The organism is Myxococcus vastator, from assembly GCF_010894475.1.
GTDB classification, from domain to species: Bacteria; Myxococcota; Myxococcia; order Myxococcales; family Myxococcaceae; genus Myxococcus; species Myxococcus vastator.
Window position 1 is genome coordinate 1 of the sequence record NZ_JAAIYB010000023.1, and the last position, 20,633, is coordinate 20,633.

Here is a 20,633-nt window from a genome sequence, read left to right on the forward strand (position 1 = left end):
ACGGGGCCTGCCGGGCCGACGGGGCCCGCGGGGCAGTCCGTGGTCGGTGCGTCCGAGCCCCCTGGGGCGAACTGCACCTATGGTGGCGTCCAGTACACCTCCGCGTCGGGCATCAACTATGTCTGCAATGGGGCTCCGGGCGACACGCTGGCCTTCGGGTACTTCTATGCCCTGATGCCGCCCGACAACGCGGCGACCGTCGCGGCCGCGTCCGCGGTGGACTTCCCGCGCGATGGCGCAACGAACGGAATCAATCGGGCCAGCGACAGCGAGTTCATCCTGCCCGCGATTGGTGTCTACGAAGTCTCCTGGCAGGTGAGCGTCACCGAGGCCGGGCAGCTCATCCTGGGGCTCGACAGCGGTGGCGGGGTCGTGGAGCAGATCAGCACCGTGGCTGGCCGCGCTACCGGAGCGTCTCAAATCATGAACCACGTCTTGATCACGACGACCGTGGTGAACTCGGTGCTCACCGTCCGCAATCCCGCGGGGAACTCGCCGGCACTGACGATTACGCCCCTCGCTGGCGGAACGCGCGCCGTCTCCGCCTCGCTGGTCATCAAGCAGATTCAGTAGCTGGACCCCCGGAGAGGCCATTCGACACGTTCGAGTGGCCTCTCCTCAGGGGCGATGGTCCGTAGGGCTCTGCCGGACGTGACGTCGACCGTGTTCGGCAGGGCCTTCCGTGGACGAAGGGAAGACGGATGAGGCCCGGTGCTACGTCGACGAGCCGTTGCTGGGGCGGGCGGGTGCTGGTGGTTCTTTGCCTCCCTCCGGGTGAGGTAAGGACGGCGCCACGGCTTTTCCATCCCCCTCCGGGGGGACGGCGGAGGTCATGAGGGTGGGTATTTCCCGCTCTTCCACTCCCGGAGCGTCAGTGCGGCACTGAGGCCGACCTAGCTCATCGGCGGTGCGGCCAGATCCTCCAGAGCGCGCTCCGCCCCATCGGGTGCGGACTTCAATAAGGCCGTCGCTGCCCAGTAGCGGGTTCCTGGCTCGGGCGCCGTCAGGAGGTTTCGCAGAAGCGGCAGCGCGGCGGGCCCTCGCGTGGTCAACTCGCTCCGCGTCTCGGCAGCGGCGTCGTACTCCCGGTTGGCCGCCTGGGGCTTCTGGGCGTTCAGCAGGCGTCCATGTCGCGCTGAGACTTCCCGGAAATGGTCCACCAACCGGGCGGTATCAAGCTTTCCGAGTTCGTGTGCCTTCATGGCAGGACTCCGAACCACGGAAGAAGAAGGGCTACGCGCCAGGAGGCGAGGTGCGCCGACAGGTCGCGACGTCACGCGTCCTCGCAAGATGTTTAAAAGGGTGGCTCGGAAGGGCCCGAGGTAGATGGCCGCGCTGATGGGAACGTGGGGCCGTAACACGCGCCCTTGTAGATGATGTAATTCCAGTCCGGGTCGCAATCCTTCAGCCCCACGTCTAGCTTCACCCAGCACCCACCATTGATGGGGATTTGTGTTTTGCTTGGGCAGCGGCCAGAAGCATCTGTTCGTGTCTGGCCTGGGATGGGTCTGGGCGGAAGATCTACAGCGATGGTTGACCACGCAGATGGAGCCCGCCGCAGGGGGCCCGGGGCCGTCAATGCGGAGTCTCCGACGGCCACGGTGCCGCCATCCTTCACGACCTCGGACCTGGTCGCGTGAGCCTGCTCGGTTTCCTCTGAATCTGCGCGCAGCATCCACATGGCGCCAAGTGCCAGGGCGCTTCCCATGGCGCCTGCTACCGTGAACCATGACCACCGAGTCCACTGGGGCGCTTGCGCCACGGCAGGGGAGGCGTCAGCTCCAGCGTCGCTGGACTGGAAGTCCTCCTGGGCCACAAGTGGCAAGTCTGCCTCGGGGCCCGCCTGGGTGGCGGCCCGTGTCAGCGCTTCGGCCAGTTCCTGAGGGCTACCGCGTGTCTCGGGCTGCACGGCCAGCATCTGGGAAACGAGTTCGCTCAACTCCGCGCAGCATCGAACGTTGACTGCGCATGGCGGCTGAACCGCTGGGCTCGGCAGCTTCCAGTCGTGGAACGCATCGTCCATCTGCGCCATTCCGAGCGGGTACTCGCCGGTCACGAGCCGGTAGGCTGTTACCCCCAGGGCGAAGACATCATCCGCAGGTCCGGGCGCGTAGGCGGAAGTCGACTCACGCGTGGGATGCCGCGCCGAGCGCCACGCCTCGGGTGAGCGATAGGGAGGCGTCCCCGGAGGAAACGGCGGTGGCGTGAGGGGGGCGGCACCTACGTAGTGTCCTGACCCGAAGTCGATCAAGAAGACCTGTTCGTCCGTAGCACGCACCAGCACGTTGTATTCCTTCACATCTCTGTGGACCCCGCCCGCGGCATGGGTGGCCTCAAGCGCGCTCGCGAGGCTGGCGAGGACGTTGAGCACTTGCCGCGAGGTGGGGCGTCGCACTCGCCCCCACTCGGATAGGGACACGCCCTCTATCCACTCCATGGCGAGGTAGGGGTGCGTGGCGCCCGCCGCTTGCTGCCAGTTCCCATGGTCCACCAGGCGCGGGACGCTCCGATGGCGGACCCGAGAGAGGAGTTCCGCTTCGCGAGTGAAGCGCTCATCGCCTGGGTGCAGTGCGACTTTGAGCGCAACGGGCGCCGAGTGGCCTGCTGCGTGGATTGCACGATAGACGGCGCCGTAGGTTCCCCAACCTCGGCGCTCCAGCACGCGCCACCGCCCGATGCGTGTTCCTGGTGGCAGACGTGCTGGATTCAGGTGGCCAGGTCCCATTGCAGACCCCGTGCAGAGAGGAGGGGCGCTACGCTGGCGGCAAGCCTACTGGTTGGAACACAGGGTGTCAGGGCCATCTCCCGGTCTGCGGGCGCCCCGGGGGTACCCGGTGCTACGTCGACGACCCGTTGCCACGCCGGGGCGGGCGGGTGCTGGTGGTGCTCTCCGGCGGGAACAGCCAGCCGTCCGTGTCGCGCGGGGCGCTGTTGCTGGTCCGCGACGTCTCCGTGGGCTCCAGGTGCAGGCCACGGCAGCCGCGGCACCAGGACTGGGGCCGGCGCTCACCGCGCATGATGCGGTAGCCGAAGTCCTGCGCCGTGGGGCCCCTGTGGCCGCAGCGGGGGCAGGTGCTCAGGGACGTGACGCCCGTCTCCTTCGCCTTCTGCTTGCCATGCTCCACCACCAGCGCCAGCGCCGCGGCGAACCCCACCCGTCGCTCCGAGGCGACGTGGAAGCGCCGGGCGCGCTTGCGGCCCTTGCCGCCCAGCACCGGTTCCAGGTCCATGCCCCCAAGCAGGTTGCGCTGCTCGAGGATGCGCGTCGAAGAGCTGTTCGCGGTCGAGTGGCTCACAAGAGCACTCATACCGGGGCGGTCTGACATGCCCTGGGGAGGAGGATGCCTGCCTGCCCTCTCCTCGGCGGGGCACTGAACGAAAGTTCAATGAATCCGAGGCTCTACGCATCCGCCCCTCCCGGTAGGGGGCCGGCTACTCCCCGCCGTCCGTGCCGGACATGCCGCCGCCGGCCTCGCTGGTGCCGAAGACGGGGGTGCCGCCGGGCAGGCTCGGGTCATGCGGGAGGCTGCCGCGCGGGCTGCGCAGGTAGACGAAGGGCGTGGCGAACAGGAAGTTGGACACGCGCGACGTGTAGATGTCCGCGTACCGCTCCACCTGCCGGGCCAGGTGGCTCTTGTCGTTGCCCGCGCGCGTCAGCAGGCCCCAGATGGGATTGGACAGCTCGGTGGCCGCGCGCGCCAGGGGCCCCAGCTCCGCGTCCAGCGCCTCCAGCTCCGTGCGCAGCGTGGCCTGCCGCGCCACCAGCTCCGTCTCCGTCGGCGTGTCCGTGCGCGGGCCGTACTGGAAGCGCCGCCGCTGGAGCTCCAGGCGAATCTGGCGGCTCTCCGCCTCCAGCCGCTCCTTCACCACCATGCGCTCGGCCAGCCGGGTCTCCGTGGCACGGAACGAGGCGATGGCGCGCACCTCGTCCTCCAACTCGCGCAGGATGAGCGCCGTGCGCCAGCGCAGCACGTTCTTCGTCACGTGCACGTCGCCGAACATGTGGTCGCCCACGTAGAGAATCTGGTCACCGTTCATGCCCAGGTGGCGCTCCAGCTCCACCGCGCTGCCGCCGAAGTACGGCGTGCCGGGCTTGAAGGGGCCTGAGTGCGGACGCAGCAGCGCCTCGCCGCTGGACTCCACGACTTCGAAGAGCGACGAGCGCGTGGTGAAGAACTCCGGCTTGCGCGCGGAGACAATCACCACGTCGAAGAGCTGCCGCCACGTCATGCCGTCCGGCAGGTGCCGGTCGAAGGCGAAGTGCATCATGGGCTCGGTGTAGGCCCACTCGCTGTTGGTGATGAGCAGCAGCTTCTTGCCAGCGTTGCGCTGGTCCAGCAGCGCCAGCGGCGTCTCCGGGTCGTCGATGACGTAGCGCTCCGGGTCGGCGATGATTTCCGCCTTCAGCCGCCCCTGCATGTGCGTGGCGTCCAGGTTCTTGCGCACGTGCTCGTAGAGGTCCGAATAGCCCATGGGGCCCGGGAGCTGGCCGGCGTCCAGCCGGTCCACGAGCTGCGCGTAGATGCACGCCTCCGACAGCGAGAAGAGCGTGTTGAGGAACACCCAGCGCCGCTCGTGCAGGTCGATGATGGTGCGCGCGTATTCGTCGCGCTGGGCCTCGAAGCTCATGGCCTGCGTGCCGTGCAGCGCCTTCTTCACGAAGCCGAAGCGGTTGGCCTTGAGGAGGTTGCCCTTCTCCGTGTCGATGATGAGGCCGCGCATCGACAGCTCGGGGTCGAACGACAGGTCCGCCACTGGCCAGCCCTGCTCCACGAGCCGGTCGCGGATGTGCTCGTAGGCGCGGCGCTCCCACGCCTCCACATGGTAGTGGATGAGCGTGTAATCCATGTCGTAACCCACTGCCTTGATGGCGCGCAGGTTGAGGGTGCGGTTGCAGAACAGTCCGCGCTCGGGCGGGGGACCAGGAATGAACGTGCTCATGGCCCCCCTGGCTTGCCCCGGAGCGCGCGAAAAGTCACTGCTTTCGTCAGGGCCCGTCCGCTGGACGGCAGAAGTCCAGCGGCACCCCCGGCCGGCTCAGGCCTGCTTCGCGAGCTCCGCGTCGATGGCGGCCAGCAGGCGCGCGTCGTCCGCGGCGACGTCCGGCGCGAACCGCGCGGCGACGCGGCCGTCACGCCCGACGAGGAACTTCTCGAAGTTCCACTGCACCTCCGGCACGGCGTTGGCGGTGATGCCGTAGCCCTGCAGCCGGCTGCGCATGGGGCCTTCGCCCACGGCGTCCGGGATGGCGCCCGTCAGCGCGTGGTAGAGCGGGTGCTTGTCCGCGCCCACCACCGAAATCTTGGAGAACAGCGGGAACTTCACGTCGTAGGTCAGCGTGCAGAAGTCCTTGATTTCCGCCTCGCTGCCCGGCTCCTGGCCCAGGAAGTCATTGGCCGGGAAGCCCAGCACCTCGAAGCCCTCGGCGCGCTTGCGCTCGTAGAGCTTCTCCAGGCCTTCGTACTGCGGCGTCAAACCGCACTTGGAGGCCACGTTGACCACCAGCAGGACCTTGCCCTTGAACTGGCCGAGCGACTGCGGGGCACCGTCAATGGACTTGAGGGGAATGTCGTAGAGGTTCTGGCTCATGCCACACCCTATAACCGCTCGGCGGGGCGTAGGCCGGGGAGATTGTAAAATCCAGAATTGACGACTATCCATCACCTCCTTCCAACCTTGCCTCACAGAGGTCTGCCCATGTCGTGGACGATTCGGAGCCTGCTCCTTGGTGTCTTCCTGCTGTCCGGCTGCAAGCACACGGGAGGCGGCAGCGTCACCCCCACCCCGACGCAGCCGCAGGCCTGTGATGCGCAGCAGGCGCAAATCTCCCGCGAGGCCGACGCGCGCGCCAGCCCGTGGAGCGTGGAGCAGCACCTGGCGAAGAACTTCCCCGGGAAGAAGGTGTCGTGGCTGATGACGGACTCCGCGTACCAGAACTTCGTGGTGAAGCCGAACGCGCGGAACTTTGGCCGCTGCAATGACAGTGGCTGCTACCTGTTCGCCGCGCCGTCGGAGACCATCCAGGCCGCCGTCGAGAAGTCCATGGTGGACGGCGCGCATGACCCGGCGGTGATTGGCCAGGCGCTGGGCCTGCCGGCGAAGAACTTCGAGGGGCCGCTGCGGATGATGACGCTGGACCTGGCGGCCACCGGCGTGTGCGTGCGCCTGCCCGTGGACAGCGACCCGGGCGTGTGGAAGTGCACCAGCGAGGCGGACACGGACTGCTTCAAGTTCGGTGGCTACACCTCTGGCGGCGTGCCGGAGCTGATGGTCATCGACGCGCCCGTCTCCCAGGCGGTGGTGACGGAGATTCCGTGAGCGAGGAGCAGGTCCTCATCCAGAGCCCGCTGATGTACCGGCTGGTGCGCTCGGCGGAAGGGGCGCTCTTCCTCGACGTGGTCGTGGGAGGCATCGCCCAGTTCACGGTGCGGGTGGTCCTCACCGCCCAGGAAGCGGACGCCTACGGCCGGCTGGGCCGCCCCTACGCCGACCGTCTGGCGATGGATGTCATGGCCAGCCCGGCGTTCGGTGGGCGGGCCATCCGCGTGCCGTAGGGCGCGGTGTGGGGTTGCCGCCCCGGGCCATCTTGGATGGTGGCTCGGGGGCAGAGCTTGCGGGGGCCCGTTGCACCTTCGTGAATGTGCCGCCGCGCCCGGGTGTCGGAGGCTGACGTCACGTCACCTCCGGCCCGAGCCGCGAAGGAAGCTTGCATGAAGATGCTGTGGAGTGGGGCGGCCCTGTCCGCCTGTGTGCTGGGGCTCGCCGCCGGAGCAGCCCGCGCCGAAGAGGCGTGGAAGACGGTGGCGGAGAAGCCCTACGTGGTGAAGGTCCGCGCGCGCCCGGGCTCCGAGGCCAAGGACGTGTGGGCGGAGGGCGAGCTGGCCGCGAGCGCCGCCGACGTCCAGGCGGTGCTGCGGGACGTGGACGCCTACCGGCGCTGGATGCCGTATGTGAAGGAGTCCCGCATCCTGAAGGACCTGCCGGACGAGGGGCAGCGCACGTACACGAAGCTGGACCTGCCGGTGGTGTCCTCGCGCGACTACATCTGCGACGTGGTGCTGGAGTCGAAGCTGGCGGAGGACGGCTCGGGGGTGTTCGCGCAGCGCTGGAAGGCGACGCCGGACGCCATTCCCCAGCGGCGCGGCACGGTGCGCATCCGGCTCAACGAGGGGAGCTGGCGCGTGGAGCCGCGCGGCGAAGGGACGTCCCATGCCGTGTACCGCTTCAGCGTGGACCCGGCCGGCTCCATCCCTGGCTTCCTGGCGCGCATGGGGCAGAAGGACGCCGTAGAGGACACGTTCCGCGCGGTGGAGAAGCGCGCCCGGGAGCGCGCCGCGTCCCGTGCGAAAGCGAAGTGACGCCGGTGCGCCGCAACCGATGCGGGGCCCTGGCCGGAGTACGCAAGCCTTGCGCGCCTCCAGGGGGCTCGCGCCGCGCACCGCAAGGCACGCTTCCTGAAAGCATTACCTGGCGCTGGGCCGTGGTGGCCGCGGTGGGAGGCGAACGTGGAGCTGCTGGCTCGGGAGGCCCAGGAAGCATTGCGGCAACGCAGCCATCGGCTGCGCGCTCGGGCCTCGTCGGGGGGAGGGGGCCCGTCCTTCACCCAGGCGGAGGCGCAGGAGCTGCGGGACATCGAGGAGGCGCTGACGCGCATTGCCCAGGGTGAGTTCGGCCGGTGCGCGCGCTGCGGCGGGGCCATTGGCCGGCACCGGCTGCGCGCTGTCCCAGAGGCCCGGCACTGCCTGACGTGTGCTGCCCTGGCGCGCTGAAGGCCCGCTCCCTGCCCGGGCGGGCGGCGTTGCCTGGCGAGCAGTGACGCCGCCCCGCCTGGGAAAGAAGCCGTGCATGGGTGCGTGTCTAGGGGTATAGACACGCCCGACATGTGTCCCATGGTGAAGACCGAAGACCTGATTGACGCTCAGGCGGTGGCCGGGTTGCTGCGCCTGCGCCACTCCAACAGCGTCAGCACCTACCTGCGCCGCTATCCCGACATGCCCCGGCCCGTGCTGGACCTGGGCATGGGGCGGCCCCGGCTTTGGCTTCGTCCCCAGGTGGTGCGCTGGATGCGCGCCCGTAAGCCCGAGCAGCTTCGCGCTGGAGGTGAGTCATGACTACCGCCGTTCCCCGTACCCCGCCCGCCGTGCTTCCGGGGCCCAACGACACCTGCTGGTGTGGCAGTGGCACCAAGTACAAGAAGTGCCACCGCGGCGCGGACGCCGTCGAGGCGCGCAAGAAGGGCCCGGACGTCCTCCGCAAGGGCGTCCGCCCGGGCGTCATCAGCCCCCGCCGCGAGGTGCCGCTCCATATCCCCCGGCCGGACTACGCGCTGACGGGCCGTCCGTCGCGCAAGGACGTGGGCTCCGACATCAAGACGCCGGACGTCATCGCCCGCATGCGCAAGGCGTGCAAGGCCGCCGCCGAGGTGCTGCGGGAGGTGGGTTCGCACGTGCGTCCGGGCATCACCACGGACGAGCTGGATGCGATTACCCACGAGGCGTACATCCAGCGGGGCGGGTACCCGAGCACGCTCAACTACCACCGCTATCCGAAGTCGCTCTGCACGTCCGTCAACGAGGTCATCTGCCACGGCATCCCGGACAGCCGGGCGCTGGAGGACGGCGACATCGTCAACCTGGACGTCACCATCTTCCTGGATGGCGTGCACGGTGACTGCTCGGCGACGTTCTTCGTTGGCAACGTGGACGAGGAGAGCCAGCGGCTGGTGCGCGTGACGCGCGAGTGCCTGGAGCAGGGCATCGCCGCGGTGAAGCCGGGCCGGCCCATCAGCGACATCGGCCGCGCGATTGAGACGCATGCCACCCAGAACGGCATGAGCGTGGTGCGCGCCTACTGCGGCCACGGCATCGGCGAGACGTTCCACACCTCGCTCCAGATTCCGCACTACTACGAGGCCGAGGCCGACACCGTCATGCAGCCCGGCATGATTTTCACCGTCGAGCCGATGATCAACCTGGGTGGCTGGGGTCACCGCACCTGGGATGACGAGTGGACTGCCGTCACCGCCGACGGCAGCCGCAGCGCCCAGTTCGAGCACACCCTGCTCGTCACCGAGCAGGGCGCGGAAATCCTCACCGTGCCGTGAGCCCGTGAATGCGTGCGGCCGGGTTCTTCCGGCCGCGCGCTCAGGGGGCGTAGCGCGCCAGGAAGACCTTGTACTGAAGCGACACGAAGAGGGTGCGAGGCTCCACCAGGCCCGCCCTCGCGAACATGTCGAAGAGCGCGGCGTCGGATGGGATGGGCTTCATCAGGGTGGACATCTGGCGTCGCCGCTCCAGCGCCTCCGGGGAGACGCCGCAGGCCCGCAGCCGCCGCAGCTCGATGTCCGTCAGCACGGGGTCCATGCCGACGCGGCAGCCCAGGACCAGCGGCGCTCCCGGCTTGAGCCGCCGCGTCACCTCGCGCAGCAGCGCCATGCGGGCCTCCTCGCCCTCCACGTGGTGGAGGACGCCCATCACCTGCGCGCCGTCGAACGGGGCGCTGGCGGGCAGGGTGTGCAGCTCACCCTGGTGCAGGTTCGTGCGTGAGCGCAGCCCTTCGTCCTCCAGCCGCTTGCGGGCGACGGCGAGCATGGGCTCCGAAGGCTCCACGCCCGTGAAGCGCCAGCCCGGAACCTCGAAGCGGTGGTAGGGCACCAGCTCCGCGCCCGTGCCCACGCCCACGAAGAGGATGGATGCGGCGTCCTGCCCGTCGAGCTGGGCTGTCAGCGCGCTGGCGCCGAGTTCATAGATGGCCGACGCGCCCGCGAGGTTGATGGCGGCCTGGGCGTCGTAGTGGGGGGCGCGGTCCGCGCCGAAGCCCGCCACGACGAGGTGGTGGGCGGAGTGCTCATGCGTCATGAGGGGACCTCGGGTGAAAGCAGATGGACCCCCAGGATGCGCCGCGGCTGCGATGTTCGGGAGAGCGGGGATTCAGGTTGAATCGGCGGGGACGCGAGCACCGGCCGCCGCGGCGGTCAGGCGGGCTTGAGCGCGCGAGCGCGGTAGGCACGAGGCGAGAGGCCGAACGCTCGCGTGAAGCTCGTCGTGAAGTGGGACAGGTCACCGAAGCCCGCCTCCAGGGCGACATCGGTGATTCGCGCCCGGCTGCCGCGCAGCGCCGAGGCCGCCATGCCGAGCCGCGTGGCGATGACGAGCTGGCGGGGTGTCTGCCCCGTCACTGCCCGGAACATGCGCAGGAAGTGAAAGCGCGTGAGCCCCGCGACGTCCGCGAGCGTGTCCAGCGAGCAGTCCTCCATGAACTTTGATTCGAGATACCGCAGGACCCGGGCCACTCTGCGCGCCTGAAGGTCGGAGACCTCCACCCGAGTCTCCGTCGGGTTGCTTCCCAGCGTCACCCCCGCGTCCACCACCGCCAGTGCCGCCTCTCGCAGGTCCTCCACCTGGCCACTCTCGAGCGCTTGTCGCGCCAGGAGGACGGCGTTCACTGACGTGAGCGACGCCGGAGCGCAGACGCGCGCGAAGGGGTGCGTTCCTCGCGAGGAACGTCCCAGCGAGCGGAGGGCGTCGTCCAGCAGCGCGTCGGAGCACTCGATGACGAGCGAGCGGTCTCCTCCCTCATCGACGTGCCGGAACTCATAGGGCGCCGACCGGTTCCCGAGCAGCAGCGCGCCCGGCCCCACCACCGCGGTCCCCTCGGGGCTCCGGACATGGAACACGCCGGACAGCACGACGCTGATGCAGACCCGAGAATGCTCGCCGCCGAAGATGGGACTGCGCGTGCCTGCTCGACAGACACAATCACTGATGTCGAAGGCGTCGTCCACGCTGAGCGCGTGATAGCCAGGAGCCCGCTCGGGAAGCACCGCAACATTCCCAAAGTTTCGCCGCATGGGCCGATGCTATCCCGACCGCCGTGGTGCTGAAGCGAGGCCCAGGAGGAGCCGTACATGGCGGGGATGTCGTCGATGCGAGGCGTGCTCTTGATGATGACGCTCTGGGAGCTGGGTTGTGGCGCACACGGTGGGCGGCCCGCGGAGGCGCTGAGGCGTCACGAAGGCACCTGCAAGCCCGAACTCTACGGCGCGGGGCTCTTCACCACCGGGGCCTGGGACTTCTTCATGGCCTTCTCGCCAGACCAGCGACGCGTGCTCTTTGGCAGGGCGGATGACCGTTTCGAACAATACACGCTCTACGAAACGCAGCTGACCGCTGAAGGACACTGGTCCCGTCCGGTGCTCCCGCGCTTCGCCACGGAGTGGAGCAACGCGGACCCACACTTCTCGCCCGACGGGCGCACGGTGTACTTCATCTCGAACCGTCCCGAGCCTGGGGAGCAAGGCCCCCGAAGCGCGTATGACATCTGGGCCGCGTCGCTGGGCGCCGACGGAGCATGGGGGGACGCGCGACGCCTTCCGGCTCCCGTCAACGACAAGCACCGCGACGAGTGGTCACCCGCCGTGGCCGCCAATGGCAATCTCTACTTCGGGGGTGAGCGAGACGGCACCCTGGGTGGCAGTGACCTCTGGGTCTCCCGCTGGGTCGACGGCGCCTACCAGCCGCCAGAGAACCTGGGGCCCGCCATCAACTCGTCGGTCCATGAGCTCGAGCCGTGGATTGCGCCTGATGAGCGCTACCTCATCTTCAGTGCCCTGCGGCGGGAAGACGGCCTGGGCGGATACGACTTGTTCCTCAGCCGCAAGGTGGATGGCGCATGGACGCCCGCACGCCGGCTCTGCGAGGGCATCAACACGCCCGCGAGCGACTACAACCACAGCGTCTCTCCCGACGGACAGTGGCTCTACTTCAGCAGCACGCGCCCCTTCACGGGCGACGTGGGGGCACGTTTCGATGCGCCACGGGATGACAGCGCCGTCCAGGGCATTGGCCGCGGCACGGGGGACATGTACCGCATCCCCATGAGCGCGCTGGGGTTGTGAACCCGGCAGCGGAGCACATCCTGGCCGCCGGGTTCCGCAACCTGCGCGAAGAGCTTTGCGCGCGCCGGCGAGGAGAGGGGGGGCCTGGGGCTCACTCCTCCTTCACCCAGGCGCGGAGCTTCGGGCATGGCAGGGTCGTGGCGAGCGACTCCTCCATGCTGCGCTCATAAATCGTGATGGCGCTCGGCACGTCGGAGCCTGCGATGTCTCCGACCGCCTTCATGGCACCGCGGATGCCCGGGTCGACGTGCGCGCCGTGCTCGGCGAGGAAGCGCTGGATGGTGGCGCGCCATTCCGCGCCGGCCCGCGGCTGTTGAGTGACTTTCAGGGCGGAGAGGGCCTTGCAGAGGCCGCTGTAGAAGTCACGCAACCGGGTGGCTGCCGCCGTCCGCTCCGCCTCCGTGGTCCGGAACCTCGCCCACACCTCGACCTGCACCCACTCGTCAGGGTTCGCTGGGAAGCTCGGGAAGGACCAGGCCTTCAGCTTCTCCTCCGCGCAGCCGGTATCGAGGAACATCGACCGCACGTCATAGGCTTCCGGGCCCCTGTCTTCCTCCAGAATCGTGCCGTCCGGCTTCAGGGTGAAGCGCACCCGGAGGCGGTCATCCGTGTCGGGTGACGGCTTCCAGGGCACGAACTCCAGGGCGTTGTCCTTCTTGCGCTGGACGGAGACCAGGCGCATGCAGGAGGCCAGTGTCTGGCGTTGGCTGTCGAAGACGCGCCGCACGGCATCAGGTGACAGGCCCGGCGAGGTCTCCACCCGTTCCGCCGGGGAGACCTCCGCGGCCTGGGCCGTGAGGAGCGAAGACACGAGCGTGATGAGCGCGGAGAGGCGGCGACAGTCAGGGGCGCTGGGCATGATGGCGCGGACGATAGCAAGGCGGGGCATGGCATGGTCCAGGATGCCGCCCCATTGCTGTGACCGCGCACGTTCTTTGATGGGTCCACGGCGTTCCACGAACCGGCTTGTTGATGGGAGCCATCAGCAAGCACGCGGCCGGGTGTCACCGCCGATGATGGCGCAGCTCGAGGCGCCTCCCTGTGATGAGTCAATGAATGCCAGATATTCACAGGGAGTGTGAGGTGACTCGGGGTCTCAAGCACCCCATTTCGAATTAACGACCGTTCTCCTTGAGTGTTTTCAGGATGCGTGTTGTGTCTGGTGTTTGTTCATTATTCACGGAGAGGAACATGACTTCATCCCTGACATTCCGCCGCGACCTGCTCATCGGTCTTGCGTGCGCCGCGCTTGTCGCGTGCGCGCCCCAGGAAACCACCAGCGCCGACTCGCGCGAGGACAGTGGCCTTGACCAGGCGACGCCGGCGCTGAGCAGTCCGCCCAATCTCGCGCTCGGAAAGCCCGCGTCTCAATCGAGCACGACCCACTCCGCGGATGCGTCGCGAGCGGTGGATGGCAACACTGAAGGAGCCTTTGACCAGGGCTCGGTCACCCACACCGACAACACCTGGCAGCCGTGGTGGCAGGTGGACCTGGAGGGCATTCACGCCATCTCCTCCGTCGTTGTCTACAACCGCACCGATTGCTGCTCAGAGCGGCTCCAGAACTTCCGGGTGTGGGTCTCCGATAACGGGCTGAATTGGCAGGACTTCCCCTTTGCGGGGATTGCTCCTGCGCAGTCCGTGTTCGCCATCAACCGTACGGCGCGGTTCGTCCGCGTGCAGCTCGACGGCACCGACTCCCTGAGCCTCGCCGAGGTCCAGGTCCTTCCGGCTCACGGGAACGTCGCGCTCGGCAAGCCCGCGTCCCAATCGAGCACGACCCACTTCGCGGACGCGTCACGAGCGGTGGATGGCAACACTGAAGGAGTCTTTGACCAGGGCTCGGTCACCCACACCGACAACACCTGGCAGCCGTGGTGGCAGGTGGACCTGGAAGGCGCTCACGCCATCTCCTCCGTCGTTGTCTACAACCGCACCGACTGCTGCTCAGAGCGGCTCCAGAACTTCCGGGTGCGGGTCTCCGATGACGGGCTGAATTGGCAGGACTTCTCCTTTACGGGGATTGCTCCTGCGCAGTCCATTTTCGCCATCAACCGTACGGCGCGGTTCGTCCGCGTGCAGCTCGACGGCACCGACCCCTTGAGCCTCGCCGAGGTCCAGGTCTTCGGTGTGCCGCCTTCGCCCTCCGAGCTCCTCATCTCCGTCGACACGGCGGGATGCAACACCAACGTGGCGATCAACAACGCCATTGGTCAGAGCTTCCGTGTGAACGGCGAAACCGACCTTGACAGGATTGAGATCTGGATCAAGCCGGAGCTCTACTACACGACTTCGTACGCCATGGAGGTGTACGACGGAGAGGGCACGGGCGGCGCGAAGCTCGCGACCTCTCCGACGACGGTGACGCTGGGCTCGCTGACAGCCGGGGTGCCCGCCGCCTTCCACGGTTTCTCCTTCACCCACCAGGGCGTCACGCTGCAGCCTGACCGCGCCTATACGTTCAGGCTGGTGCGGATGTCCCAGTATTCTGGCGCCTTCTCCCAATGCGACGACGTCTATCCGGGGGGATGGCAGTACTGGCTGGGATACAGCCCGGATCGTTTCAACGACGTCGCCTTCAGGTTGTACGGCTCATAGCATCAGGCGCGCGCGCACTGACTCACTCCGGGCTTTTCCTGTGGCCCGGAGTGAGGGCCCATCGTGGCAGTGCGCGGGAAGACATGAACCGGGGCGGGCTCAAGAGCGCCCGGCTTCGCCGGTTCGCCGCGAAGGACTCTGGGCGGTCAGGCAGAAGCGTGAAGGCCGCAGGGCCTGTACCACCACGTGGCCCGCGTGCTCCAATCGCAGGGTGTCCCCTGGCCACAGGACGTAGTCACGCGCGTCTCCCTCCCGGGTGAGCCACAGCGTACCTTCCGCGCAGGTGAGCATCAGGGGCTCATCGCCACGCGTGCGCACGCTCCACGGGGTGCCCTGGGCCAGCTGCACCGGGCCCGTGTTCAATGCAGGCCGCGGTGCCCTCCGCCGCCGCTTCGTCACCTTCCTCATCCAATCCCACATCACCGCGTCCTCCAGGGGCCAACATGCGCCCCACGGCGGATTCGGAACAGATTCAGGCAAATGAGATTGTCACCGGTACAGTTCTGTTCCAACAAACTGTACCGGTCGCTGTCGGTGGGAGCTGTATCTGGGCAACGGGCCCGTTCTCGTCTCCGATGCTGGCCGTGATGGATGCGGCTCACTTTGGGAGGAGCCATGGGCGCGGTGGCACACAAGACGAAGCTCTACGAACAGGTGGCGGAGCGGCTCGCGGAGGCCATCTCCGCGGGCACCTTGCAGCCTGGAGACAGGCTGCCGTCCGTTCGGCAGCTCAGCCTGCGCGAACGGGTGAGCATCTCCACCGTCCTCCAGGCCTACCTGCACCTGGAGTCCCTGGGGCTCGTCGAGACGCGCCCGCAGTCCGGCCACTACGTGCGCCGCCGTGAGCGCCCCCGGCTGGCGGAGCCCCAGGTGTCCCGGCCCGCGGCCAGCGCCACCGCCGTCACCGTGAGCGGGCTCGTCGCGAGCGTCTATCAATCCATGGGGGACGACCGCGTGGTGAAGCTGGGCGCCGCCTCGCCTTCGCCGGAGCTGCTGCCCGTCCGCAGGCTGTACCGCGAGCTGAACGCGCTCAGCCGCGAAGCGCGCGACCGGAGCATCCTGTACGACGTGCTGCCCGGGTGTCTGGAGCTGCGCCAGCAGCTCGCGCGCCGCTCCCTGGACTGGGGCTGCTCGCTGTCCGCGGACGACTTCATCACCACCTTCGGCACCTCCGAGGCCATCCACCTGTGCCTGCTCGCGGTGGCGCGGCCCGGGGACACCATCGCCATCGAGTCCCCTGCGTACTACGGCACGCTGCAGGCCATCGAGGCGCTGGGCCTTCGCGCGCTGGAGATTCCCTGCTGCCCGCGCAACGGCATGCAGATGGAGGCGCTGGAGGCGGCGCTGACGCGGCGGCGCATCGCCGCGGTGCTGGTGGTGCCCAGCTTCAGCAACCCGGTGGGGAGCTGCATGCCCGACGTGCGGCGCCAGCGGCTGGTGAACCTGCTGGATGCGTATGACGTGCCGCTCATCGAGGACGACATCTACGGCGACCTGCACTTCGACGCCGAGCGCCCGCGCTCATGCAAGGCGTTCGACACGCGCGGGAACGTGCTGCTGTGCAGCTCGTTCTCGAAGACGCTCGCGCCGGGCTTCCGCGTGGGCTACGTGGCGCCGGGCCGCTTCCGGGAGCGGGTGGAGCTGCTCAAGTTCTCCACCTCCGTGACGACCGCCACGGTGCCCCAGTATGCGATTGCGCGCTTCCTTCAGAGTGGAGGCTACGACAGACACCTGCGTTCCCTGCGCCGCCGGCTCGCCGCGCAGGTGGAGCGCACGGCGGAGGCCGTGGCGGAGTCCTTCCCCGAAGGCACGCGCGTGACGCGGCCCTCGGGGGGCGCGCTGCTCTGGGTGGAGCTGCCGCGGCAGGTGGACTCGCTGGCGCTGCATGCGAAGGCCCTGGAGGCGGGCATCAGCATCGCCCCGGGGCCCATCTTCTCCGCGCGGATGGAGTCGTACCGTCACTGCTTCCGGCTGAGCTGTGGCCACCCGTGGACGCCGCGCATCGAGGCGGCGCTGTCCACGTTGGGGGCGCTGGCGCGCGGCCTGGTCTAACGCGCGAACAGCAGGCCCGCGCCTTCCCGGGTCGCCCGGTCGACGGCGCGGGCGATGGCGTCAATCGCCGGAGCGGGCGCGCCTCCCCGGCCGGTCCGGGTCAGCTTCAGGCGGAGCGCCGTCATGAAGCGGCCCTTGCCGGTGAGCGGCGGGTAGTCGGGGGCCTCGCCCAGGTGCTGGCGAAGGTCGTCGCGCACCTGCCGGACCTCGTTGGACGTCCAGTAGCCCATGGAGGGGAAGTTGCGCCGCAGGCCGATGCCCTCCGCCACCACGCGGTCCGGGGCCCGGCCCCAGACGAGGTGCCGCCACAGCTCGAACGTCCGCTTGGGACAGTTCACCGCGATGACGACGTCCGAGGCGCGGACCTGCTTGTCGGTGGGCTTGAGGTCCGTCGCCAGCTCCATGCCTTCCGGGGTGCCCGCCTCGTCGCGAGTGAAGTAGTCGGACAGCTCGTCGAGCAGGTCCAGCATCGTGTCCGCGTGGCGGGTGGGCGGCTTGCGCAGGGATTCGGAGCCCTGCTGGAGCAGGTGGTCCACGAAAGCGAGGAGGGCCTTGAGCTCCTCGTCCGAATCGATGTCGGCCAGCTCCTCCGCGCTCAGGTGCTCCGTGTTCTCCCGCCAGAGCCATTCGCGGAAGGCCGCGAGCCGGGCCGGGGTCAGCAGGGGCACGAGTCCTTCAGGAGGCGTCAGATAGATGAAGACAGGGGCGCTCATGGCCCCTGTCTACTCCGGACCTGGGCGCCTGGGGATGGCCGAGGCGCTTTCCAGGACGGCGGGCGGCACGGCTCACACGCGGATGGGAGGCTCGATGAGCACGGGCTCGGTGGCCTTCGGGTCATCCGGGTCGAACGCGGGCGCGTAAGGCCCCGCGTGGGTCTCCTTCCACTTGCGGGGCACGCGCTCAAGGCCCACGGGGAAGACGGTGAGCCGCCCGTCTTCACCGATGCGCAGACGCAGGAAGTTCTTCCAGTCCGGGAGCGCGAGCGAGATGAAGGCCTCGTTGGAGTGCGCGCCGAAGCGGTTCACGCTCAGCCACAGGTACAGGCCCATGACGAAGGGCCCCACCAGGAAGCCACCCAGGAAGGTGAAGCCCGACGACAGCAGGAACTTGCCCGCCAGGTGCCACCAGCCCGCCTCGCAGTGGATGCCGTCCGCGGAGATTTCTGGGCACACGCCCAGGCAGCTCACGGTGAAGTAGGTGGCGCCCCAGGCCACGAAGAAGGCCGCGGCGATGTGCCCCAGCCCATGGAGCGTACCCGCCAGCGTGCGCCACTTGCCGAAGGCCGAGTCCGCCAGCCCGACGAGTCCGGCGATGGTGCCCATGCCCAGCACCAGCGTCCACGGCCGGGCCACCATGCTGTTGGCCACCGCCAGGATGACGTCCGAGAGCTGTGACATTCCGAAGGAGCCCACCTCCGCGTAGGCCGCCAGCGCCAGCAGCAGGTACAGCGCGCCCGTCAACAAACCGAACAACGGGCTGTGGCGGATGAGCAGCAGGTTCTGCCGGGCCAGCTTCCGGGACGTCCATTCGTCCGGGAAGCTCTTCTGCAAGGTGTAGCCGTCCCGCAGGACGTGGGCGGAGGGCGCGTGCGTGGGGTGGAGGAACGCGCCACCACCGCCCGCGGTGATTTTCTGCCGCCCGCCGGCGTCCTCGTGCCGCCGGTAGTGGTGCAAATCGCCCGCGAGGAAGACGTTGATGCGCCGGCCGAACACCTTCTCCTGGAGGTACTCCAGGTTGTTCTCCAGGTAGCTGCCCTTGCGCCGCTCGGTGGCGGCCAGAATCCAGGCGGGCTCCGCGTTGCAGAGGATGATGCGGTCGTCGGGGCCCATGTGGCTGGCCACTTCGCGGAAGTACTCCACCTGCGGCACGTCGATGTCGCTGTTGAGCTGCACGTCCGTGCCGATGAGCCACCAGCGCTGGGGCAGCTTCAGCGCGAAGTAGCTGCGGCTCTGCCGCGTGCGCCTGCCGGCAATCCACCGGTTCGCGCAGAACAGCCGCAGGAAGGCGCCGAGCCCGTCGTACCAGTCATGGTTGCCCGGAATCACGAACAGGTCCGGGCTGGGCGCATGCGAGCGCCGCATGGCCGCCTCATAGGGCTGCACCAACCGCTCGTCGTACACCTCGCGGCTGGCGCCGGGGTACACGCCGTCACCGCCGAAGACGAGCAGCCGTCCTCGCTGCGTGGCGTGGGGCTCCCCGGAGGGCTGGCCCTGCACGGGCAGTGTCAGCTCCGGCAGCGCCAGCAGCCGCGCCACCGCGTAGGTGGAGTTCCAGCCGTCGCCGGTGTCCGACACGTAGTCCAGCCAGAAGCCGCCCTCCGGCATCGGCTCTTGCGAGTAGTCGAAGTAGGGCACCTGCGGCCGCACCACCGCTTCGATGAGCCGGTGGTCCGCGCGCGCGCCGAAGACGGCCGCCACCACCGCGTCCAGGCCCGTGCGCAAGAGCTGCGCGGGATGAAGCCAGCGCACCATGTCCGCCCGCTTCCGGGGATGCGCCGCCAGGCTCCGGTCCGATCGCGGCAGGCCCTCGCGCGGGGACAAGGCGTAGGGGCGCAGGTCCTCGACGGGGAGGTCCGCTCGTGGCGGCTCCAGCCGCTCCACCGGCTCACGCTCAGCGGCCATGAGCGGACTGCTCCAGGACGGGGCCGGAAGGGACGGTGGAGCCGAGCCCGGGGGCCGCGGGCGAGGACGTGTGGAGTCGTGAACGCATGGCTGTCCTGGATTACCACGGCCGTGGCCCTTGCCTGGAGGCCAGGCGGGCGCGGTTCGCGGTTCCCTGGGGCCGCCGGGTGGGGCACCCTGGGGACATGCCGGACTCGCCGCTCAAGGATTTCCCGGTGGTTGTCTCCTTCCCCCTCCACTGGGGGGAGATGGACGCCTTCGGCCACGCCAACAACACGCGCACGTTCACCTGGTTCGAGACCGCCCGCATCCACTACTTCGCGCGCATCGGCCTGACGGGGCCGTCCGGCGCGGGGGACGCGCGGACGAACCGCGACGGCGTGGGCCCCATCCTGAAGGCCACCAACGCGGAGTACCTGCGTCCCGTCCTCTTCCCCACGCGCCTGGTGGCCGGCTGCCGCGCCACCCGCATCGGCACGTCCTCCCTCACCCTGGAGCACGCGGTGGCCGGAGAGGACGACGGCGTCGTCTACACCCGGGGCAGCTGCGTCATCGTCACCCTGCGCTACGCCACGCACGAGAAGGTCCCCGTGCCGCCAGAGCTCCGCGCGGCCATCGAGGCGCTCGAGGGGCGCTCCTTCAGCTCGTGAGTGAGCGGCGGTCTCCGAGCGGCGCGCCGTCCATGAGCGACCTGGCGCTGGGGTTCTACGAGGGCATGGCGGAGGAGTACCACCTGCTCTTCGCCAACTGGCCGCAGACCGTGGAGCGGCAGGGCGCCATGCTGGACGCGCTGCTGCGCCGCTGCGAGGCGCCGCCACCCCGGCGCGTGCTGGACTGCGCGTGTGGCATCGGCACCCAGGCGCTGGGGCTGGCGGGCCGTGGCTACACCGTCCACGCCACCGACTTGAGCCCCGCCGCCGTGGCGCGCGCCGAGCGCGAGGCGCGCGCGCTGAACGTGCACCTCACCACGGGCGTGGCGGACCTGCGCACGCTGGACACGCAGGTGGCGGGCACCTTCCCGGTGGTGCTGGCGCTGGACAACGCGGTGACGCACCTGCTGACGGACGAGGACCTGGACGCGGCGGCGCGCGCCATGACGTCGAAGCTGGCGCCCGGCGGGCTGGTGGTGCTGAGCGTGCGCGACGCCGACGCGCTGGCGCAGAGCCAGCCCCGCTTCACCTCGGAGCGGCTCCTGGAGGCGCCCGAGGGCCGCCGCATCCTCTTCCAAATCTGGGACTGGGCCGCGGACGGGCGGACGTACACGGTGCGCCAGTTCATCCTCCGCCCCGAGGGCAAGGGCTGGCACACCACCGAGCACACCGGCGTGTACCGCGCGCTCCAGCGCGTGGATTTGGAGCGGGCGCTCACGCGCGCGGGGCTGATGGACACGCGCTGGCACACGCCGGAGGAGACGGGCTTCCATCAGCCCATCCTCACGGCGCGGCGGGCCTGAGCTCCCGCGGAGA

The 20,633-nt window shown here is 69.0% G+C and carries 23 protein-coding genes; 12 read left to right on the forward strand and 11 right to left on the reverse strand.

Annotation, left to right across the window (positions count from 1 at the left end):
• A partial coding sequence (locus G4D87_RS03915; RefSeq protein WP_163778994.1) for a collagen-like protein occupies positions 1–573 on the forward strand: 573 nt, incomplete at its 5' end.
• A 320-nt stretch (positions 574–893) separates the two neighbouring features.
• Here the strand turns inward: G4D87_RS03915 and G4D87_RS03920 are convergent.
• From G4D87_RS03920 to G4D87_RS03940, 5 genes are all read right to left on the reverse strand, one after another.
• A complete protein-coding gene (locus G4D87_RS03920; protein ID WP_163778997.1) occupies positions 894–1,202 on the reverse strand; it encodes a DUF2019 domain-containing protein in 309 nt (102 codons plus the stop codon).
• 92 nt (positions 1,203–1,294) lie between these two features.
• Positions 1,295–2,725, reverse strand: coding sequence for a serine/threonine protein kinase (locus G4D87_RS03925; protein ID WP_240357986.1), 1,431 nt, complete (start codon positions 2,723–2,725; stop codon positions 1,295–1,297).
• A 112-nt stretch (positions 2,726–2,837) separates the two neighbouring features.
• A complete protein-coding gene (locus tag G4D87_RS03930; RefSeq protein ID WP_163779000.1) occupies positions 2,838–3,326 on the reverse strand; it encodes a hypothetical protein in 489 nt (162 codons plus the stop codon).
• 106 nt (positions 3,327–3,432) lie between these two features.
• Complete coding sequence (locus tag G4D87_RS03935; RefSeq protein WP_163779003.1) at positions 3,433–4,941, reverse strand: HAD-IG family 5'-nucleotidase; 1,509 nt, start codon at positions 4,939–4,941, stop codon at positions 3,433–3,435.
• A 96-nt stretch (positions 4,942–5,037) separates the two neighbouring features.
• Entirely contained in the window at positions 5,038–5,589 is a 552-nt protein-coding gene (locus tag G4D87_RS03940) for a glutathione peroxidase (RefSeq protein ID WP_163779006.1), read from the reverse strand.
• Positions 5,590–5,697: 108 nt separating this feature from the next.
• On the opposite strand from G4D87_RS03940, the gene G4D87_RS03945 reads away from it, so the two are divergent.
• The 6 genes from G4D87_RS03945 (at position 5,698) to map (ending at position 9,103) form a co-directional block, all read left to right on the forward strand.
• Positions 5,698–6,318: a hypothetical protein gene (locus G4D87_RS03945; protein WP_163779008.1), complete on the forward strand. Its 621-nt coding sequence runs from the start codon at positions 5,698–5,700 to the stop codon at positions 6,316–6,318.
• The gene (locus G4D87_RS03950) at positions 6,315–6,554 is read left to right on the forward strand and encodes a hypothetical protein (RefSeq protein WP_163779011.1); all 240 of its coding nucleotides are present in this window, start codon (positions 6,315–6,317) and stop codon (positions 6,552–6,554) included. The genes G4D87_RS03945 and G4D87_RS03950 overlap by 4 nt, the downstream gene beginning before the upstream one ends.
• A 156-nt stretch (positions 6,555–6,710) precedes the next feature.
• Positions 6,711–7,358, forward strand: coding sequence for an START domain-containing protein (locus G4D87_RS03955; RefSeq protein ID WP_240357987.1), 648 nt, complete (start codon positions 6,711–6,713; stop codon positions 7,356–7,358).
• Positions 7,359–7,505: 147 nt separating this feature from the next.
• Positions 7,506–7,769 (forward strand): TraR/DksA family transcriptional regulator, encoded by a 264-nt coding sequence (locus G4D87_RS03960; protein ID WP_176411016.1) that lies wholly within the window; start codon positions 7,506–7,508, stop codon positions 7,767–7,769.
• 120 nt (positions 7,770–7,889) lie between these two features.
• Complete coding sequence (locus tag G4D87_RS03965) at positions 7,890–8,111, forward strand: hypothetical protein (RefSeq protein WP_176411017.1); 222 nt, start codon at positions 7,890–7,892, stop codon at positions 8,109–8,111.
• On the forward strand, positions 8,108–9,103 hold the full coding sequence (map, locus tag G4D87_RS03970) for a type I methionyl aminopeptidase (RefSeq protein WP_163779019.1): 996 nt from the start codon (positions 8,108–8,110) through the stop codon (positions 9,101–9,103). The genes G4D87_RS03965 and map overlap by 4 nt, the downstream gene beginning before the upstream one ends.
• A gap of 40 nt (positions 9,104–9,143) precedes the next feature.
• Here the strand turns inward: map and G4D87_RS03975 are convergent, their stop codons facing one another.
• Complete coding sequence (locus G4D87_RS03975; RefSeq protein ID WP_163779022.1) at positions 9,144–9,857, reverse strand: class I SAM-dependent methyltransferase; 714 nt, start codon at positions 9,855–9,857, stop codon at positions 9,144–9,146.
• 116 nt (positions 9,858–9,973) lie between these two features.
• Complete coding sequence (locus G4D87_RS03980; protein ID WP_205507414.1) at positions 9,974–10,849, reverse strand: helix-turn-helix domain-containing protein; 876 nt, start codon at positions 10,847–10,849, stop codon at positions 9,974–9,976.
• A gap of 66 nt (positions 10,850–10,915) precedes the next feature.
• Here G4D87_RS03980 and G4D87_RS03985 point away from each other — a divergent pair, with 66 nt between their 5' ends.
• On the forward strand, positions 10,916–11,896 hold the full coding sequence (locus G4D87_RS03985; protein ID WP_240357988.1) for a Xaa-Pro aminopeptidase: 981 nt from the start codon (positions 10,916–10,918) through the stop codon (positions 11,894–11,896).
• A 91-nt stretch (positions 11,897–11,987) separates the two neighbouring features.
• Here G4D87_RS03985 and G4D87_RS03990 read toward each other — a convergent pair whose 3' ends face one another.
• Positions 11,988–12,785, reverse strand: coding sequence for a hypothetical protein (locus tag G4D87_RS03990; protein WP_163779028.1), 798 nt, complete (start codon positions 12,783–12,785; stop codon positions 11,988–11,990).
• Between the two features lie 302 nt (positions 12,786–13,087).
• Here G4D87_RS03990 and G4D87_RS03995 point away from each other — a divergent pair, with 302 nt between their 5' ends.
• Entirely contained in the window at positions 13,088–14,494 is a 1,407-nt protein-coding gene (locus G4D87_RS03995; protein WP_163779031.1) for a galactose-binding domain-containing protein, read from the forward strand.
• A 99-nt stretch (positions 14,495–14,593) separates the two neighbouring features.
• On the opposite strand, the gene G4D87_RS39925 is transcribed toward G4D87_RS03995, so the two are convergent.
• The gene (locus G4D87_RS39925; RefSeq protein ID WP_205507415.1) at positions 14,594–14,914 is read right to left on the reverse strand and encodes a DUF2917 domain-containing protein; all 321 of its coding nucleotides are present in this window, start codon (positions 14,912–14,914) and stop codon (positions 14,594–14,596) included.
• Positions 14,915–15,109: 195 nt separating this feature from the next.
• Between G4D87_RS39925 and G4D87_RS04005 the strand changes: the two genes are divergently transcribed.
• Complete coding sequence (locus G4D87_RS04005; RefSeq protein WP_240357989.1) at positions 15,110–16,546, forward strand: aminotransferase-like domain-containing protein; 1,437 nt, start codon at positions 15,110–15,112, stop codon at positions 16,544–16,546.
• Here the strand turns inward: G4D87_RS04005 and G4D87_RS04010 are convergent.
• Together G4D87_RS04010 and G4D87_RS04015 are read right to left on the reverse strand one after the other, a co-directional pair.
• Complete coding sequence (locus G4D87_RS04010; RefSeq protein WP_163779040.1) at positions 16,543–17,259, reverse strand: hypothetical protein; 717 nt, start codon at positions 17,257–17,259, stop codon at positions 16,543–16,545. The two genes, G4D87_RS04005 and G4D87_RS04010, sit on opposite strands and share 4 nt — an antisense overlap.
• Positions 17,260–17,331: 72 nt before the next feature.
• On the reverse strand, positions 17,332–19,167 hold the full coding sequence (locus G4D87_RS04015) for a metallophosphoesterase (protein WP_163779042.1): 1,836 nt from the start codon (positions 19,165–19,167) through the stop codon (positions 17,332–17,334).
• A gap of 185 nt (positions 19,168–19,352) precedes the next feature.
• Between G4D87_RS04015 and G4D87_RS04020 the strand changes: the two genes are divergently transcribed.
• Together G4D87_RS04020 and G4D87_RS04025 are read left to right on the forward strand one after the other, a co-directional pair.
• Positions 19,353–19,817, forward strand: a complete 465-nt coding sequence (locus G4D87_RS04020) for an acyl-CoA thioesterase (RefSeq protein WP_176411037.1) — start codon at positions 19,353–19,355, stop codon at positions 19,815–19,817.
• A complete protein-coding gene (locus G4D87_RS04025) occupies positions 19,814–20,620 on the forward strand; it encodes a class I SAM-dependent methyltransferase (RefSeq protein ID WP_163779048.1) in 807 nt (268 codons plus the stop codon). Before G4D87_RS04020 ends, G4D87_RS04025 begins: the two co-directional genes overlap by 4 nt.
• Positions 20,621–20,633: the final 13 nt, after the last annotated feature.

Coding starts and splice junctions, on each gene's coding strand:
- G4D87_RS03920 (WP_163778997.1), bottom strand. CDS start 1,202: ATGAAGGCACACGAACTCGGAAAGCTTGATACCGCCCGGTTGGTGGAC.
- G4D87_RS03925 (WP_240357986.1), bottom strand. CDS start 2,725: ATGGGACCTGGCCACCTGAATCCAGCACGTCTGCCACCAGGAACACGC.
- G4D87_RS03930 (WP_163779000.1), bottom strand. CDS start 3,326: ATGTCAGACCGCCCCGGTATGAGTGCTCTTGTGAGCCACTCGACCGCG.
- G4D87_RS03935 (WP_163779003.1), bottom strand. CDS start 4,941: ATGAGCACGTTCATTCCTGGTCCCCCGCCCGAGCGCGGACTGTTCTGC.
- G4D87_RS03940 (WP_163779006.1), bottom strand. CDS start 5,589: ATGAGCCAGAACCTCTACGACATTCCCCTCAAGTCCATTGACGGTGCC.
- G4D87_RS03945 (WP_163779008.1), top strand. CDS start 5,698: ATGTCGTGGACGATTCGGAGCCTGCTCCTTGGTGTCTTCCTGCTGTCC.
- G4D87_RS03955 (WP_240357987.1), top strand. CDS start 6,711: ATGAAGATGCTGTGGAGTGGGGCGGCCCTGTCCGCCTGTGTGCTGGGG.
- G4D87_RS03965 (WP_176411017.1), top strand. CDS start 7,890: ATGGTGAAGACCGAAGACCTGATTGACGCTCAGGCGGTGGCCGGGTTG.
- map (WP_163779019.1), top strand. CDS start 8,108: ATGACTACCGCCGTTCCCCGTACCCCGCCCGCCGTGCTTCCGGGGCCC.
- G4D87_RS03975 (WP_163779022.1), bottom strand. CDS start 9,857: ATGACGCATGAGCACTCCGCCCACCACCTCGTCGTGGCGGGCTTCGGC.
- G4D87_RS03980 (WP_205507414.1), bottom strand. CDS start 10,849: ATGCGGCGAAACTTTGGGAATGTTGCGGTGCTTCCCGAGCGGGCTCCT.
- G4D87_RS03985 (WP_240357988.1), top strand. CDS start 10,916: ATGTCGTCGATGCGAGGCGTGCTCTTGATGATGACGCTCTGGGAGCTG.
- G4D87_RS03990 (WP_163779028.1), bottom strand. CDS start 12,785: ATGCCCCGCCTTGCTATCGTCCGCGCCATCATGCCCAGCGCCCCTGAC.
- G4D87_RS03995 (WP_163779031.1), top strand. CDS start 13,088: ATGACTTCATCCCTGACATTCCGCCGCGACCTGCTCATCGGTCTTGCG.
- G4D87_RS39925 (WP_205507415.1), bottom strand. CDS start 14,914: ATGTGGGATTGGATGAGGAAGGTGACGAAGCGGCGGCGGAGGGCACCG.
- G4D87_RS04005 (WP_240357989.1), top strand. CDS start 15,110: ATGGGCGCGGTGGCACACAAGACGAAGCTCTACGAACAGGTGGCGGAG.
- G4D87_RS04010 (WP_163779040.1), bottom strand. CDS start 17,259: ATGAGCGCCCCTGTCTTCATCTATCTGACGCCTCCTGAAGGACTCGTG.
- G4D87_RS04015 (WP_163779042.1), bottom strand. CDS start 19,167: ATGGCCGCTGAGCGTGAGCCGGTGGAGCGGCTGGAGCCGCCACGAGCG.
- G4D87_RS04020 (WP_176411037.1), top strand. CDS start 19,353: ATGCCGGACTCGCCGCTCAAGGATTTCCCGGTGGTTGTCTCCTTCCCC.